Here is a 15,276-nt window from a genome sequence, read left to right on the forward strand (position 1 = left end):
ATACCCTCACGAGGCGACCGGCCCGACCCCCAGCAGGAATCGAGTTCCGTGGAGCCCGGCTGCCGCAGCCAGCACGCAGACCATCAGGCTCGCGAGCATGTAGCCCAGTGCACGCGCCCAGGCGCCTACATCCACCATGTGAACGACTTCCAGGGAGAAGGTGGAGAACGTCGTAAAGCCACCCAGCACCCCGACGACCAGCAACAAGCGCCAGGCAGGGTGCAGTTCCAGGCGCTCCACCAGCACCACAGCCAGCACACCGATCAGGAACGAGCCGAGGATGTTGATACTCAAAGTGCCCCAGGGGAAGGCACGCCCGAAGTGCGCCACCATCCACTCCTGCATCCCCAGCCGCAGTGCCGAGCCCAGCGCACCGCCTGCCGCCACTGCCAGATACGACCCCAGCCCAATGCCCATCATCACGTCCCGCTTGCGGAAAAGACCCACAGTTTATGCGATCACCTCGCACGGACCCAGCAGACCCCTACCATCGAGGCCATGAGCGCCCATCCCTCCACACCGCCGACCGCGGCCGCCGCACAGGCGCTGGCCGCGGTCATTGAGGCTCTGACCACCGAGCTGCCCTCGGACGCCCTGGTGGTCGAGGCCGCGGAACGCCGAGCCTACGAGTGCGACGGCCTCTCCGCCTACCGCCAGATCCCCGGGGCCGTGGCCCTGCCACGGACCCACGAGGAACTGCTGACCTGCCTGCGGCTGTGCCGCGAGCACGGGGTCCCGATTGTGCCGCGCGGGGCTGGCACCGGGCTGTCCGGCGGCGCCCTGCCCAGCGAGACTGGGCTGCTGCTGTCCCTGGCGCGCTTCAATCGCATCCTGGAGATCGATGCCGACAACCGCTGCGCGGTCGTCCAGCCCGGCGTGCGCAATCTCGCGATCTCCGAGGCGGCAGCCCCGCAAGGACTCTACTATGCGCCCGACCCCTCCTCGCAGATCGCCTGCTCCATCGGCGGCAACGTTGCCGAGAACGCGGGAGGCGTCCATTGCCTGAAGTACGGACTTACCGTGCACAACGTGATCGGGCTGGAACTGGTCACCCTGGAGGGTGAGATCATCCGCCTCGGCGGCAAGACGCTGGATAGTGCCGGACTGGACCTGCTCGCCTTCATGGTTGGCTCGGAGGGCATGCTGGGCATCGTCACCGAAGTCACCGTGCGCCTGCTGCCCCGCCCCGAGCGCACCCAGGTCCTGCTGGCCAGCTTTGACCAGGCCGAGGCCGCCGGACGCGCAGTGGCAGGCATCATCGCCGCCGGACTGATTCCCGCCGGGCTGGAAATGATGGACAACGCTGCCATCCGCGCTGCGGAGGACTTCGTCCACGCCGGCTACCCGGTAGAGGCGGCCGCGATCCTCTTGTGCGAGCTCGACGGCACCAACGCCGAGGTCTCCGAGGACATCATGGTGGTACGCCAGAAGCTCCTGGATCTGGGCGCCACCGAGGTGCACACCGCCCGCGACGACGCCGAACGCGCATTGTTCTGGGCCGGGCGCAAGGCCGCGTTCCCTGCCGCCGGGCGCATCTCGCCAGACTACTACTGCATGGACGGGACCATCCCGCGCCACCAGATCGGGACGGTGCTGGAACGGATCAACACCCTGTCGCGCGAGGTTGGCCTCGGCGTATGCAACGTGTTCCACGCCGGTGACGGCAATCTGCATCCCCTGATCCTCTACGACGCCAACCAGCCCGGGCAACTGGAAACCGCGGAGGCCTTCGGCCAGCAGATCCTCGAACTCTGTGTCGAGGTGGGTGGCACCGTCACCGGGGAACACGGCGTAGGCGTGGAAAAACTGGACGGCATGTGCGTGCAGTTCGCCGCGCCGGAACTGGAGCAGTTTCACCACCTACGCCGCGCGTTCGACCCGCTGGGGCTACTCAACCCCGGCAAGGCCATCCCCACGCTCGCCCGCTGCGCCGAGTTCGGGCGCCAGCACGTCCACGGTGGGCAGCTGTCGCACCCGGAACTCCCGCGCCTGTAGGATGACAGGCTCGACCAAACCGAGCTGAGCCTCCGATGCCCAGGGCCACCCTTGCTACCGCACTGGCCGACGACTTCTCCGGAGCCGTCGATGCCACGCTGAGCGCCCTGCAGGCGTTGATCCCACTGGACATGTGGATGCTCACGCGGGTCGAGTCCGACGACTGGGTGGTATTGCACACCCACGGCCACGCGCCGCGCATCCGCCCCGGGGCCGCATTCAGCTGGCAGCACTCCTACTGCGTGCACATGAACGCCGGAGACGGACCGAACATCGCCGCGGACGCACGCACGGTTCCAGCCTACGCCAGTGCCCCGATCAATGACGTCGCAACGATTGGCTGCTACATCGGGTTCCCGCTATACGATGCCGATGGCGAACTCTTCGGCACGCTTTGCGGGTTGCATCCTGACCCCATGGACTCCGCCATCGAACACCATGAGCCGGTCGTTCGTGCCCTGGCAGGATCGCTGGGGCACCTGCTGCGCCTCAGCCAGCGCGCCGAGGGGCTGGACCGGCTGCGGCAGCACGCTGCCCTGGCCGCCCACGGTGATCCCCTGACCGGCGTGCTCAACCGCCACGGCTGGGAGCTCGCGCTGGACGCGGAGGAGACCCGCTGCCAGCAGAGCGGCCAACCCGCCGGCATCATCCTGTTCGATCTCTTCCCCGGGGACTCGAGCGTGGACAGCACTGGCATTCAGGATGACACCGAACTGGTTCGCGCGATTCTCGCCCTGCAGGGACTGGCAGGCCCCACCGATCTGATCGGTCGACTCGGTGGCACCCGCTTCGGCCTGCTCGCGATCGACCTGAGGGCGCAACCCCTGGCGGCGCGGGCGCGACACATCCGCCAGGCCCTGTCCGCAAAGGCCATCCCCGCGGCCATTGGCCACGCCATGCGCGAACCCGGTGCTGGAAGCCTGGAACACGCCCTCAAGCGCGCGGAACGCGAACTGCGACCGGCAGCGCGACCCGCGATCTCCTAGACTTTTCCCATCCTGCGCGGCGAACCGCCGTCCCACCGTCTCGACGGAATGTCCCATGGCCCGAATCTTCGACCTCCCCGATACCGCGCCCTCGCCGTTCAACCTCGGGGTCGATCACGTCCTGAAACTGCTCCACCGGATCGCCCCCCTGGACGTCTGGATGCTGACCCGCATCGAGGACAACGAGCAGATCGTCGTGCGCGCCGACGACCACGGCTACGGCATTCAGGCCGGCACGGCCTTTGACTGGAGCAACTCCTTCTGCATCCGCATGCTCGCCGAACGCGGCCCGCGAATCACGCCGGACGTACAACAGGTTCCCGCCTACCAGGAAGCCCTCGCCGCACAACCCGATCCCCCCGCCATCGGCAGCTACATCGGGTTTCCGGTACAGGACCACGAATACGAGATGTATGGCGTACTTTGCGCGATGAATCCGGAGCCCATATCGGCCGACATCGAAGCGCAATCCGACCAGATCCAGGCCGCCGTCACCGTCATCGAGTCACTGATCCGCCAGCGCCGCCAGATCGACGAACTTGAACGCGAGCGCGAGGCCCTGCGACTGGAGGCCTACAACGACGCCCTTACCGGCACCTACAACCGGCGCGGCTGGCTACTCGCGTTGAGCGCCGAGGAACAGCGCTGCCAGGATCACAGCCTCCCGGCGGGTCTCGTCGCCATCGACCTCGACAACCTGAAGATCGTCAACGACCAGGAAGGCCATGACGCCGGCGACCGATTGATCAAGGCGGCTGGCCAGGCCCTGCGGGATGCCAGTCGCGAAATCGACATCGTGGCCCGCCTGGGTGGAGACGAGTTTGGCGTGCTGCTGCCGGAGACTCCGGCCGACCACCTCCCCGAGATCGCGCACCGGCTGCGTGCGGCGCTGCAGGAGGCCGGTGTGTCGGCCTCCATCGGTTACGCCTGCCGCACCGTCAGCGGGTCCCTGCCCGAGGCCCAGACCAGCGCCGATGCCGCGATGTACGCCGACAAGCGCCAGCGCCGCAGAACCCCCGGGCCCTGACGCCCTCGCGCGGCCAGCGCGATCGCCCTTTTCCTCCGGGCTCAACACACTTCACGGACCCCTCTGCCGCGGGCCGGTCGATGGTTTACCATTCACCTAATCCGCATCCGGACGTCCCCTTCGCTACGAGGCCGTTTCATGACCAAAACCGTCACGCTGACCGACAACACCACCGGCAAGAGCATCGAACTGCCGATCCAGGAGGGCTCGCACGGCCCGAACTGCCTGGATGTCCGCACCCTGTACAAGGAGCTCGGCTACTTCACCTATGACCCGGGGTTCATGTCCACGGCCAGCTGTCGTTCGGACGTCACTTTCATCGACGGCGACGAGGGCACCCTGCTCTACCGCGGCTACCCGATTGAACAGTTGGCGGAAGAAAGCACCTATCTCGAGGTCTGCTATCTGCTGCTGAACGGCGACCTGCCTGCCGCCGACGACCTGCACGACTTCTCGCGCATCATCAAGGAGCACTCGATGCTGCACGAGGCCGTGCGCCGCTTCTTCGACGGCTTCCGCCACGACGCGCATCCAATGGCGATCATGGTCGGTGTGGTCGGCGCGCTGTCGGCCTTCTATCACGACAACGTGGACGTGCATAACCCGGAACATCGGCGCATTGCCGCGCACCGGCTGATCTCCAAGATGCCCACCATCGCCGCCTGGTCGTACAAGTACGCCAACGGTCAGCCGTTCATGTACCCGGACAACAACCTGTCCTACACCGCCAACTTCCTGGCGATGATGTTCGGCGTGCCCAGCGAGCCCTACCAGCCGAACCCGGTGTTCGTGCGCGCGCTCGACCTGATCCTGATCCTGCACGCCGACCACGAGCAGAACGCCTCGACCTCCACCGTGCGCCTGTCCGGCTCCTCCGAGGCCAACCCGTTCGCGGCGATCTCCGCCGGCATCGCCTCGCTTTGGGGTCCACTGCATGGAGGTGCGAACGAGAAGGTCATCCGCATGCTCGAGGAGATCGTGCACTCCGACAAGAGCGTGGAGGACTTCGTGGCCCGCGCGAAGGACAAGAACGACTCCTTCCGCCTGATGGGCTTCGGCCACCGCGTGTACAAGAACTACGATCCGCGCGCCAAGATCATCCGCAAGATGTGCCACGACCTGCTGGCGGAGATGGGCGACATGGGCGCCGATAACCAGCCCCTGTTCGACGTCGCCATGGAGCTGGAACGTATCGCGATGGAGGACGACTACTTCATCGAGCGCAAGCTCTACCCCAACGTGGACTTCTACTCCGGCATCATCCTGCGCGCGATGGGCATCCCGTTGAACATGTTCACGGTGATCTTCGCCCTCGCCCGTACCGTCGGCTGGATCTCGCACTGGAACGAAATGATGCAGGATCCCGAATCCCGCATCGGCCGCCCGCGCCAGCTCTACACCGGCTACCGCTCGCGCGACTACACCTCCATCGAGGACCGCTAGAGAGACACGGATCCACGCGTACGTCCGCGTTGGCACCCCATGTTTTCCGCGACCCGATACGGCACATCGACTGGTAGGCGCGCTACCGGCCGGTGTCCTCTCATTGGAGGTCGCAACGCAGATCGGGGAGCGTGGAGTACCCACCCCACGACCGATGATACGCCGGGGCTTGGCCGCTTCTCCCCGCGACAGTGTTGCCACGCAAACGCGTGCATTGATCCGCATGCACCCCAGGCGGGCATCCGGTCCGATGCTTGCCGAACCCCTGCGCCGGTGCTATCTACTGGGTAGTAACAAGGGAGGGAGTCCTCATGTCCACCGACCGTTTTTTCATTTTGTTTGCCGGTATTGTCGTCCTGGTCAGCGTACTGCTCACCTGGCTGGCCAGCCCCTGGTGGCTGCTACTCGCCGTCTTCATGGGCATCCACCTGATTCAGGCCTCGTTTACCGGGTTCTGCCCGCTGGTGATGATCCTGAAATCCATGGGCCTCAAGCCCGGCGAAATCTTCCCCTGAACCCGGCCCGCGCGGTGGATGGCGAGGGAACCCCGTCGACTGCGCGCCCCTTGTGTTCGTGAGCGTCAGACTGCATATTAGACTTCGCTAATACTTAACCAGGAGACACCATCCATGAGCATTGACCGCATTGTCCTCGCCTTTGCCGGCACCGTCGTGATCATCAGCGCCATCCTCGGGTGGGTCTTCACCCCGATGTGGCTGATCCTGACCCTGTTCGTCGGCGCCAACCTGTTGCAGTCCGCCTTCACCGGCTTCTGCCCGCTGGCGATGATCCTGAAAGCGATGGGCGTGAAGCCCGGGGAAGCCTTCAACTAAAACCAAGGGGTCCCCACCCCTACCAAGGCCCGGGCACCGCTGGTCCCGGGCCTTTTTGTTTGCGCCGCCCGCGAGTGATCAACGCCCGTCTACACTTCAGGTGATACCCACTCACGCAGAACGCAGGCCCGATGCGATTTCGAGACCGAAAGGAAGCCGGCGAGCAACTCGCACATGCCCTGGACCGCTATCGCGGCCAACCCGGCGTCGTGTATGCCTTGCCGCGCGGCGGAGTCCCCCTGGGGATCGCCGTCGCCCGGCACCTGGGCATGCCCCTGGATCTCCTGATCCCACGCAAAATCGGCCACCCGTTCCATCCCGAGTACGCGATCTGTGCCGTGCCCGAGCAGGGGGAACCGGTCTGCAATCCACGCGAGGCGGAACGCGTCGATCCAGGCTGGCTGGACCAGGCCGAGGCACGCGAACGCGCCGAAGCCCGGCGCAGGCGCCAACTGTACTGCACGACGCCTTCCCCGGACGTTGGCGGCAAGCTGGCGATCATTGTCGACGACGGGATCGCCACCGGACTCACCATGCGCGCCGCGATCCGCGACGCACGTCAGCGCCGGCCTCGCCATCTGGTCGTGGCGATCCCCGTGGCACCAGAGGAGACCGCGGCGCTCCTGGAAAACGACGTCGATGAACTGGTCACCCTGGACATCCCCGAGTACTACCGAGGCTCGGTGGGGGCGTACTACGAGGATTTCGAACAAGTCTCCGACGACGAGGTCATCGCGATGATGGCCTCCGTCCACCGAGCGGAAAACCCCGATGCCTCGCGCGAATGAACAGTCCGTCGACCTGGCCCTGGACGGCCAGGTCCACCAGGGGATTCTCGGCGTACCCGAGACACCCATTGGGCTCGTCGTTTTCGCGCACGGCAGCGGTAGCAGCCGCCTGAGCCCGCGCAATCATCAAGTGGCGCGGACACTGCAGGCCAGCCGCATCGCCACCCTGATGTTCGATCTTCTCACCGAAGAGGAAGATCGCACCTACGCCAACCGCTTCGATATCGAACTCCTCGGCCGGCGGCTGGTGCAGGCCTGCCAATGGGCGGCCGCCCAGCCTCGCCTGGCACCCCTGCCGTTCGGGCTGTTTGGCGCCAGCACCGGCGCCGCGGCAGCGTTGCAGGCCGCCGCCGCAGCGCCGGAGACCATCCGGGCCGTTGTCTCGCGCGGCGGGCGCCCGGACCTGGCGGGTACAGCCCTGCCCCGAGTCAAGAGCCCCACCCTCCTGATTGTGGGCGGTGACGACACCATGGTGATTCAACTGAATCGCCAGGCGCAGGCGCTCATGCACGCACGCTGCGAGCTCCAGATCGTACCCGGCGCCAGCCACCTGTTCGAGGAACCGGGCACGCTGGAACAGGCAGCCGAACTCGCGGCCGCCTGGTTCAGCAAGTGCTTGCCTACGGCGTAATGGCGACCTTCAGCACGCCGTCGCGTTGATGCGAGAACAGTTCGTAGGCCGTCTCGATATCCGCGAGCTTGTAACGGTGCGTCACCATCGGCGTCAGGTCCACGCGCCCCGAGGCAACGACCTCCATCAACCGCCGCATGCGTTCTTTCCCGCCGGGGCACAAGGTGGTCACGATGGTGTGATCGCCCAGCCCCGCTGCAATCGCATCCAGCGGCATGGACAGCTTGCCCGAATAAACCCCGAGACTGGAAAGCGTCCCGCCCGGTTTCAGGATGCGCAGACAAGCCTCGAAGGTCTGCTGCTGCCCCAGGGCCTCGATGGCCACATCGACCCCGCGCCCGCCAGTCAGCTCCATGATCGTCTCGACCGGGTCCTGCTCGCGGAAGTTGATCGCCACGTCCGCGCCCAGCTTGCGGGCGGTCTCCAGGCGCTCCGGGACCCCGTCCACCACGATAATCCGCGTGGCTCCCATGAGCTTGGCACCCGCCGTGGCACAAAGGCCGATGGGGCCCTGGGCGAACACGGCCACCGTATCGCCGATGTGGATGTGCCCATGCTCGGCGCCGCCGAAACCGGTGCTCATGATGTCCGGACACATCAGTACCTGTTCGTCGCTCAGGCCGTCCGGCACCGGGGTCAGATTCGCCTGCGCATTGGGGATGCGCACGTACTCCGCCTGACAGCCATCGATCGTGTTTCCCAGCTGCCAGCCACCCATGGCCTTGCCACCACACTGGCTGGAGATGCCCTCCAGGCAGGAATGGCATTGCCCGCAGGGTGTGATCGCGCCCGCGATGACCCGCTGGCCGACCTCATAGCCGGTCACTGCGTCCCCAAGGCGTTCGATCACCCCAACCGGTTCGTGCCCCACGATGCGACCCGCCTCCACCGGGTATTCGCCCTTGAGGATATGTACATCGGTCCCACAGATCGTCGTGGTCGTCACCCGCAGCAGGGCGTCCGTCGGTCCGATCTCCGGGATCGGACGCTCCTGTAGTTCGATCCGTCCGGGTTCGACGAAAACCGCCGCCTTCATCATCTTCATGCTGATCTCCTTTGATGCAGCGACCGGCACGCCGTGCCGGCATTCGGCCCTTATTCAACAAACATAGCAGGCCAACCGACCGGCAACAGCGCCCATCGCGACGGCCTGCTCGCCTGCCTTACAATGAGCCTACGTCCGCCGTTCAGGATCGCATGTGATCTCGCTCATTCCCCGCCTGTTTCAACGCGCCCCGGCCCTCGATCCCGAAAGCCGGGCCTGGATCCACGCCATCTTCGATTGGGCCGGGAACGAACCACACCTGGGATCGATGCTGCGCAAGGCTCACCTCGTTCTGCCCACGGCTGAGCATTTCCCCGGGCAAGCCGACAATCGCCAGGCCATGGCTCAACTGGTGTTCGATCGTGTGCTGGAACATGCCGGGCTCGCAGACAGTCCGTTCCGGCTCGTGCACCCTGGAAACCTGATGGACGATCCCATCCCCTGGGATGCGATGAATACGGCCCGACCGAGTCACAACCCGGGGGAGCCGCAGTCGGGGGGCGTCGGCATCCCCTACGACCCGGAACTCGTCGCCCATTCCCAGGCACTGATTGCCCACTTCGCGCGCGAGATCGCCTTGCGCCTGCTCGCCACGGCTGGCGATCCCCCGCCCGCCCTGGAGGGTAACGAGGCCCATATCGCGGAACTCCTCGCCACCCAGATGGGCTTCGGGGTCATGCTGGCCAATACTGCCTTCCAGGTCCGCGTGAATCAGTGCGGTGCCTGCAAGGGGCCGAGCGCCGAACGCGAAACCGCACTCTCGCGCGACGACCTTGCCTACGCTCTGGGGCTGTTCTGCCGGCGGCACGCCATCCCGCCGTCCCGCGCGAGGGCTCACCTGAATACCCCGTTACGCCCGGCCCTGCGCCACGCGCTGCGCGATCTCGCCCGTCGCGAGCGTGAAGCCGCGAGCGGCGCCACCTGAACCCCCCGCGCCCCCCCTGCGCCACAGCCACGCGCAGCGTTATCTAATCCGTTTTATGAACAAGCAACAGTAACTTGCGGCACCTTCGAGCAGATCGTCGGACGCTACTCGATCACCCTTTCGCGCGGGGTACAGACGCATTGAACAGCAGAGCCTGGGCATCTAGTTATCAGAATGCGAAACCACAGCTTTCTGGAGGCTCGTCATGACCACCCTGCGTTACTTCCTTGCTGCCCCGATCTTCTTTGCGTTTGCCGCAGCGCCGCTCCACGCCAGCGAGGGTACCTTCGACACCCCGACGCTAATCCCCGAGCTTGCGGTCAAGGCCGCCGAGGCCGCGGTCGAGGCCTGCCGCGAACGCGACACCCAGATCACTGCGGCCGTGGTCGACCGACATGGCACCCCCCAGGCCCTGAAGCGCGACCGCTTTGCCGGCCCGCACACGGTGGATACGGCCATCCGCAAGGCCTGGACTGCCGTCAGCTTCCGCACCGACACCCTGGATCTTCGCGAGATGACGGAACCGGGAGCGGCCGGCTATGGCATCCAGCACCTGCCGGGCGTCAGCACCCTGGGCGGCGGCAAGCAGATCACCACTGGTGGACGGATTGTCGGCGGCATTGGCGTCTCCGGCGCCCCCAGCGGACAGGTCGATGACGAATGCGCGGCAGCCGGCATCGACGCCATCACCGAAGACCTGCTCTGACCCCACCATCTGCCGGGGCCTTCCCGCGCGAGCGGGGGCCCCGTTCATCGCATGACCACGCGACCGTTTCAGGCGCCCAGCAAGCCGCTTCGCTGAAGCCCGTCGAAGATAAACTGCATCGCCAGCGCGCTCAGCAGCACGCCCAGAATGCGGGTGAGCACATGCGCGCCCGTCACACCCAGCCAGTGCTGCAGACGTGACGCCACCAGCAAGCACACCAGCGCGAGCACCATTACGGCCACCAATGCGCCCAGCACCACCGCCTGGGCCGCCCAGTCGCCCTCGGCCCGGCTCATCATCAGGATCGCGGCCCCCATCGCACCGGGGCCGGCCAGCAAGGGCGTGGCCAACGGAAAGATCGACAAGTCCTTGCGGGTACGCGCCTCCTGCGTCTCGGCCGCCGTTGCCGACACCCCGCCCGAACTGCGCGCGAACACCATGTCGATACCGATCAGCAGCAGCAGGATCCCGCCCGCGGTATAAAGCGCCGCCAGCGAGATCCCCAGCAGCGACAGCAGCGCCTCCCCGACCAGCGCGAACAGCAACAGGATGCCGCCCGCGACCGCTGCCCCACGAATGGCCATGGCACGGCGCTGGGCTGGGTCCACGCCCCGACTGAGGACCGCGAACACCACCGCAACATCCACCGGCCCGATGGTCACGAAAAACGTGGCCAGCGCGACAATGCCCAGTTCCAGCATGGCGGAGCCCTCCTCTGGCGGCTGTTCTCCAACGGCCAAGACACGCCCGGAATGGGCCTGGCCATCCGGGGTTTAAGTTGCCCTTCGTGATCGACGCACCTACTTTAGCGCGTTCTGAAACGCTTATTGGGGAGCCATCGAGTCATGAAACGTCGTGTTGTCGGTCATCTGACGCTGGCCAGTCTGCTTGCATCACCCGCCCTCGCCCATGCCCAGGAGGCCGCTCAGACTCTGGGCACCGTATCGGTTACGGCCACCGGATACGAGACGCTGATCGACGAGACGCCGTCCTCTGTCACCGTGATCGAGGCCAGCGAAATCCGCAACCGCGAGGCCCGCACCCTCGGCGACCTGCTGCGCGGCCAGCCGGGTGTCGCCACGGCCGTGGACGGATCGGTGGGCTCCGATCCGATCATCCGCGGCCTGAAGCGCGACCAGGTGCTGGTTCTGGTGGACGGCGTGCGCATCAATGCGATGCAGCCGCCGGCCCGCGGCTCGCTGGCTTCCTATGTCAACGTAGACCTGATCGAGCGCATCGAGATCGTACGCGGCCCGGGCTCCGTGCTCTACGGCGCCGGTGCCATGGGCGGCGTGATCAACATCATCACCCGCGGCGGCGATTTCACCGAAGAACCCGAGACCCGCGGCTTCTCCCGCCTGGGCGTCACCTCGGTGGATGAAGGCATCCGCGGCGCGGTCGGCGTGACCGTCTCCAACGACCGCAACGTGCTGGACCTCTCCACCGCGTACCTGAACACCGACGACTACAAAAACGGCGACGGCGACCGTCTGCGCGACTCCGGCACCGAACAGAACGCCTACCACCTGCGCTACCGCAGCAAACTGGCACCGGGTCACGAGGTCCAGTTCCGCGCCCAGCGCGACGAACGCAAGGACGTCTGGTACCTCGCCTCGCGCACATTCACCCCCAGCGATGGGCAGCGTCCTGAGGGTGTGAACACGCACTACACCCCACGGCAAACCCGCGACCTGTTGGAATTGCGCTATGAAGGAGAATTGACAGGTTCCTGGGCGCCCCGCATCGAAGCTTCTGTCTACCGTCAGGAACTCTCCCGCGGAAACTACGACTGGAGCGACCGCCTGCAGAAAGATTACCGGACCTCGGATACCGATTTCACGACGGACGGGCTTCGTGTGCAGGCGGAACTGGTCCCCACCGACGACCAGATCCTGCTGGTCGGGGCCGAGGCCTGGCGCCTGCAAGCCAGCCCTGTTTCCTTTGTAGGTGCTCCCCCCGATTACGATCCCGTGATCCGGATGCCACTCGTCGAGAACGGCAAGATCGAGTCCGCCGGCGTGTTCATCCAGCATGAGACCTACCTCGACTGGGCCACCGTCAATATGGGAGCCCGTTACGACGAGGTGCGCGGGAGTGCTGACGCCGCCATGGGCGTTACCGGGCCGCTGGACAACACCGATCGTAACCTCAGCTGGTCGGCCGGGCTCACCTGGCACCTGGACGAGGCCTTCAGCCCCTACTTCAGCCTGTCCGAGGGCTATCGCTCTGCGAGCTTGCTGGAACGCTACCTGACCTACCCCTACAGCGACGGGTTCACCTGGCAGAGCAACCCGCAGCTGGACCCGGAGCGCAACCGCACCTTCGAAGTGGGCGCCCGCGGCCAGATCGGCGCGACGTCCTATACCGTTTCCGCCTACGAAAGCCGCATCCGCAACTACATCGGCGGACGCGTGGTTGAAGGGGCCCCACGGCCGACCAAGGAGACGATCAACCTCGACGAGGCCCGTATCCATGGCATCGAAGCCCTGGTGGAGCACGCGTTTACCGCTGCGATCACCGGCTACGCGAACGGCACGTGGATTCGCGGTGAGAACCGCGACCGCCGCTTTGACGAGCCGCTAACCCAGATGCCGCCGCCTGAAGCCAGTATCGGGCTCAACCATTCGGTCGCGCAGGGCTGGCAGTGGGATGCCCGAATCCGGGCCGTCGCGAGCCAGAGCCGGACGGCCGACACCTTCACGGACAACAGCGAACGCAACACCTCCGGTTTCGCCACCGCCGATCTCGCCGTCGGCTACCGCTTCGGGCCCAGCGCCGGCTTTCGTTCCAACGAGATCACCTTTAGCGTGACCAACATCGCGAACAAGGCCTACCGCGAGCACATCAACGAAATGACCGAGGCGCGCCTGGACCCGGCCAATGGCGTACAGGACATCTGGGCCCCCGGCCGCAGCTTCGGGCTGACCTGGAACGCCGAGTTCTAGACCGGCCGAAGACTTCGCCCCCAAGACAAGACAAGGACAACACCATGCGTTTACGCGTAATCGATTTCGGCCAGCAGCCCGCCGTGCGTTCCCAGGCGGTCTACCACGGCATTGCCGAGGCCATGGGCAAGGACGACGATCCGGTGCTCACCCTGGTCAACCCCGACGACCCGTACGTCTGCGTCGGGTTGCACCAGGAGATCGCCCTGGAGGCCGACGAAGACTTCTGCAAGGAACAGAACCTGCCGATCATCCGCCGTCATGTCGGCGGCGGTGCCGTATATCTGGACCACAACCAGATGTTCTTCCACTTCATTTATCCATCATCCAAGGCGCCGCGGATCGTCTCCGACATCTACAAGAAATTCATCGATCCGGTGATCAACACCTATCAGGACCTCGGCGTGAACGCGACCTTCCGCCCGGTGAACGACATCCACGTGGACGGCCGCAAGATCGGCGGCACGGGCGCCGCCAGCATTGGCCATGCCACCGTGATGGTCGGCAGCTTCATGTTCGACTTCGACACCGCCACCATGGCGCGTTGCCTCAAGGTCCCGTCGGAGAAGTTCCGCGACAAGCTGCGCGCCGGCATGGAGGACTACATCACCACCCTGTCGCGCGAACTGGGCGCGATGCCGGCCCGCGAGACCGTGCGCGATGCCTTCCTGAAGCGGGTCGCCAGTGACCTCGCCGTCGAGGTCGAGATGAGCGAACCCACCGCCGAGGAAAATACGGCCATCGAGGAACAGGTGGCCGAACTGACCGACCCCGAATGGACCTACCGCAAGGGCCGTAAATTCGTCGAGATGGGCGTCAAGATCGCCGCCGGCACCCACCTGACCGAAGGCGCCCACAAGGCCCCCGGCGGGCTCATTCGGGCCCAGCTGATGGAAAAGGACGACCACATCGCCGATCTCCTGCTCTCCGGCGATTTCACCGTCTTCCCGGAAGACGGCATGGACCGCATCGCCGATGCCCTGCACGGCCAGCCACTGGAAGAAGAAGCCCTGCGAAACGCCGCGGCCGCCTGCATGCAGGCGATTGGTCTGGACGCCCCGGGCATCGAAGCCAACGACATCGCGACGGCGATCCTCGCCTGCGTCCACCGCGAGCCGCATTGATCGGTCACGCGCCGGGCTTCGCATCCAAACAGAAACGGCCGGACTACCCTCTTGGTGGTCCGGCCGTTTTGACGTTATTGCGGCTGCTTCTGCACCCGACGCCCCTCAGGCCGAATCCAGGCACTCCGCACGACTGGGCGCGGTGTTGAGTCGCCCGCGATCCTTGGTATATGGCTCGGTTCGGGAGGCGGCACGATCCGCAGTCTTCAGGATCTCCGCAGCCCATTCAGGAAGCTCCGGCGAGAGCCGATAATAGATCCAGTTGCTCTCGCGCCGGGTCCGCACCACCTGATAATGGCGCAGAGCGGCCAGGTGACGCGATACTTTCGGCTGGGACATCTCCAGAGCGTGGGTCAGCTCGCAGACACACAGCTCCCCTTCCGCCTGCATCAGCAAGAGCGAGCGAAGCCGTGTCTCGTCTGCAAGGAGATTGAACAGATCGGTTGGGTTAAGCGACATATCGTATCCAGCTAAAATCCTTTTGCGAACTATATCCCGGGTACCAGGCCGCGACAACGAAGCGGCCATCGCGACAACCTGCGGTGACCCTGTGGCTCCAAGGGAGGAGACAAGCCCCGAACCACCACCCTGAAAACCCCGAGACGTCTTCACCCCCACGAACGGAAATACGCATTTCATTGGCAGACGCCCGGGCCTGTGTCGTCATTCCGTCGATCACCCGGAGCGGCGTTGAAAGAATCAGCGCCTCCCTAGGGAAACACTGATCAATGAACGCGTTCGCGCTCGAGTCGCTTTTGCGTGCGAACAAGGCGCGGTGACTGCCGTGCAGTCATTCTGCACAAGGGAGCCGCAACGCTGTGCGCGCGC

The 15,276-nt window shown here is 65.5% G+C and carries 16 protein-coding genes; 12 read left to right on the plus strand and 4 right to left on the minus strand.

Going from position 1 to position 15,276, the window contains the following annotated elements; translation table 11 throughout:
• Positions 1-6: 6 nt before the first annotated feature.
• Positions 7-417 (minus strand): fluoride efflux transporter CrcB, encoded by a 411-nt coding sequence (crcB, locus tag F816_RS0101715; RefSeq protein ID WP_019593269.1) that lies wholly within the window; start codon positions 415-417, stop codon positions 7-9.
• A gap of 81 nt (positions 418-498) precedes the next feature.
• Between crcB and F816_RS0101720 the strand changes: the two genes are divergently transcribed.
• From F816_RS0101720 to F816_RS0101755, 8 genes are all read left to right on the plus strand, one after another.
• Positions 499-1,995 (plus strand): FAD-linked oxidase C-terminal domain-containing protein, encoded by a 1,497-nt coding sequence (locus F816_RS0101720; protein WP_019593270.1) that lies wholly within the window; start codon positions 499-501, stop codon positions 1,993-1,995.
• 35 nt (positions 1,996-2,030) lie between these two features.
• Complete coding sequence (locus tag F816_RS0101725; protein WP_019593271.1) at positions 2,031-2,981, plus strand: GGDEF domain-containing protein; 951 nt, start codon at positions 2,031-2,033, stop codon at positions 2,979-2,981.
• A gap of 55 nt (positions 2,982-3,036) precedes the next feature.
• The gene (locus F816_RS0101730) at positions 3,037-4,008 is read left to right on the plus strand and encodes a sensor domain-containing diguanylate cyclase (RefSeq protein WP_019593272.1); all 972 of its coding nucleotides are present in this window, start codon (positions 3,037-3,039) and stop codon (positions 4,006-4,008) included.
• Positions 4,009-4,146: 138 nt separating this feature from the next.
• On the plus strand, positions 4,147-5,451 hold the full coding sequence (locus tag F816_RS0101735; protein ID WP_019593273.1) for a citrate synthase: 1,305 nt from the start codon (positions 4,147-4,149) through the stop codon (positions 5,449-5,451).
• Positions 5,452-5,762: 311 nt separating this feature from the next.
• The gene (locus F816_RS0101740; protein WP_018145533.1) at positions 5,763-5,966 is read left to right on the plus strand and encodes a DUF2892 domain-containing protein; all 204 of its coding nucleotides are present in this window, start codon (positions 5,763-5,765) and stop codon (positions 5,964-5,966) included.
• A gap of 114 nt (positions 5,967-6,080) precedes the next feature.
• The gene (locus F816_RS0101745; protein WP_018145532.1) at positions 6,081-6,284 is read left to right on the plus strand and encodes a DUF2892 domain-containing protein; all 204 of its coding nucleotides are present in this window, start codon (positions 6,081-6,083) and stop codon (positions 6,282-6,284) included.
• A gap of 131 nt (positions 6,285-6,415) precedes the next feature.
• Positions 6,416-7,072 carry a phosphoribosyltransferase gene (locus F816_RS0101750; protein ID WP_019593274.1) on the plus strand — a complete coding sequence of 219 codons (657 nt, stop codon included), beginning with the start codon at positions 6,416-6,418 and terminating at the stop codon, positions 7,070-7,072.
• On the plus strand, positions 7,056-7,703 hold the full coding sequence (locus F816_RS0101755) for a dienelactone hydrolase family protein (RefSeq protein WP_019593275.1): 648 nt from the start codon (positions 7,056-7,058) through the stop codon (positions 7,701-7,703). The genes F816_RS0101750 and F816_RS0101755 overlap by 17 nt, the downstream gene beginning before the upstream one ends.
• Here F816_RS0101755 and F816_RS0101760 read toward each other — a convergent pair.
• Positions 7,693-8,748 carry an NAD(P)-dependent alcohol dehydrogenase gene (locus tag F816_RS0101760; RefSeq protein ID WP_019593276.1) on the minus strand — a complete coding sequence of 352 codons (1,056 nt, stop codon included), beginning with the start codon at positions 8,746-8,748 and terminating at the stop codon, positions 7,693-7,695. The two genes, F816_RS0101755 and F816_RS0101760, sit on opposite strands and share 11 nt — an antisense overlap.
• A gap of 154 nt (positions 8,749-8,902) precedes the next feature.
• On the opposite strand from F816_RS0101760, the gene F816_RS0101765 reads away from it, so the two are divergent.
• Both F816_RS0101765 and F816_RS0101770 read left to right on the plus strand, forming a co-directional pair.
• Positions 8,903-9,673, plus strand: a complete 771-nt coding sequence (locus F816_RS0101765) for a hypothetical protein (protein WP_019593277.1) — start codon at positions 8,903-8,905, stop codon at positions 9,671-9,673.
• A 205-nt stretch (positions 9,674-9,878) separates the two neighbouring features.
• Positions 9,879-10,379 carry a heme-binding protein gene (locus tag F816_RS0101770; RefSeq protein WP_019593278.1) on the plus strand — a complete coding sequence of 167 codons (501 nt, stop codon included), beginning with the start codon at positions 9,879-9,881 and terminating at the stop codon, positions 10,377-10,379.
• A 68-nt stretch (positions 10,380-10,447) separates the two neighbouring features.
• On the opposite strand, the gene F816_RS0101775 is transcribed toward F816_RS0101770, so the two are convergent.
• Positions 10,448-11,080, minus strand: a complete 633-nt coding sequence (locus tag F816_RS0101775) for a MarC family protein (protein WP_019593279.1) — start codon at positions 11,078-11,080, stop codon at positions 10,448-10,450.
• A gap of 144 nt (positions 11,081-11,224) precedes the next feature.
• Between F816_RS0101775 and F816_RS0101780 the strand changes: the two genes are divergently transcribed.
• Complete coding sequence (locus tag F816_RS0101780) at positions 11,225-13,324, plus strand: TonB-dependent siderophore receptor (RefSeq protein ID WP_019593280.1); 2,100 nt, start codon at positions 11,225-11,227, stop codon at positions 13,322-13,324.
• Between the two features lie 44 nt (positions 13,325-13,368).
• A complete protein-coding gene (locus F816_RS0101785) occupies positions 13,369-14,448 on the plus strand; it encodes a lipoate--protein ligase (protein ID WP_019593281.1) in 1,080 nt (359 codons plus the stop codon).
• 105 nt (positions 14,449-14,553) lie between these two features.
• Here the strand turns inward: F816_RS0101785 and F816_RS0101790 are convergent, their stop codons facing one another.
• Positions 14,554-14,907: a metalloregulator ArsR/SmtB family transcription factor gene (locus F816_RS0101790; RefSeq protein WP_019593282.1), complete on the minus strand. Its 354-nt coding sequence runs from the start codon at positions 14,905-14,907 to the stop codon at positions 14,554-14,556.
• Between the last annotated feature and the right edge of the window lie 369 nt (positions 14,908-15,276).

This window comes from Thioalkalivibrio sp. ALM2T, assembly GCF_000381505.1.
Lineage (GTDB): Bacteria > Pseudomonadota > Gammaproteobacteria > Ectothiorhodospirales > Ectothiorhodospiraceae > Thioalkalivibrio > Thioalkalivibrio versutus.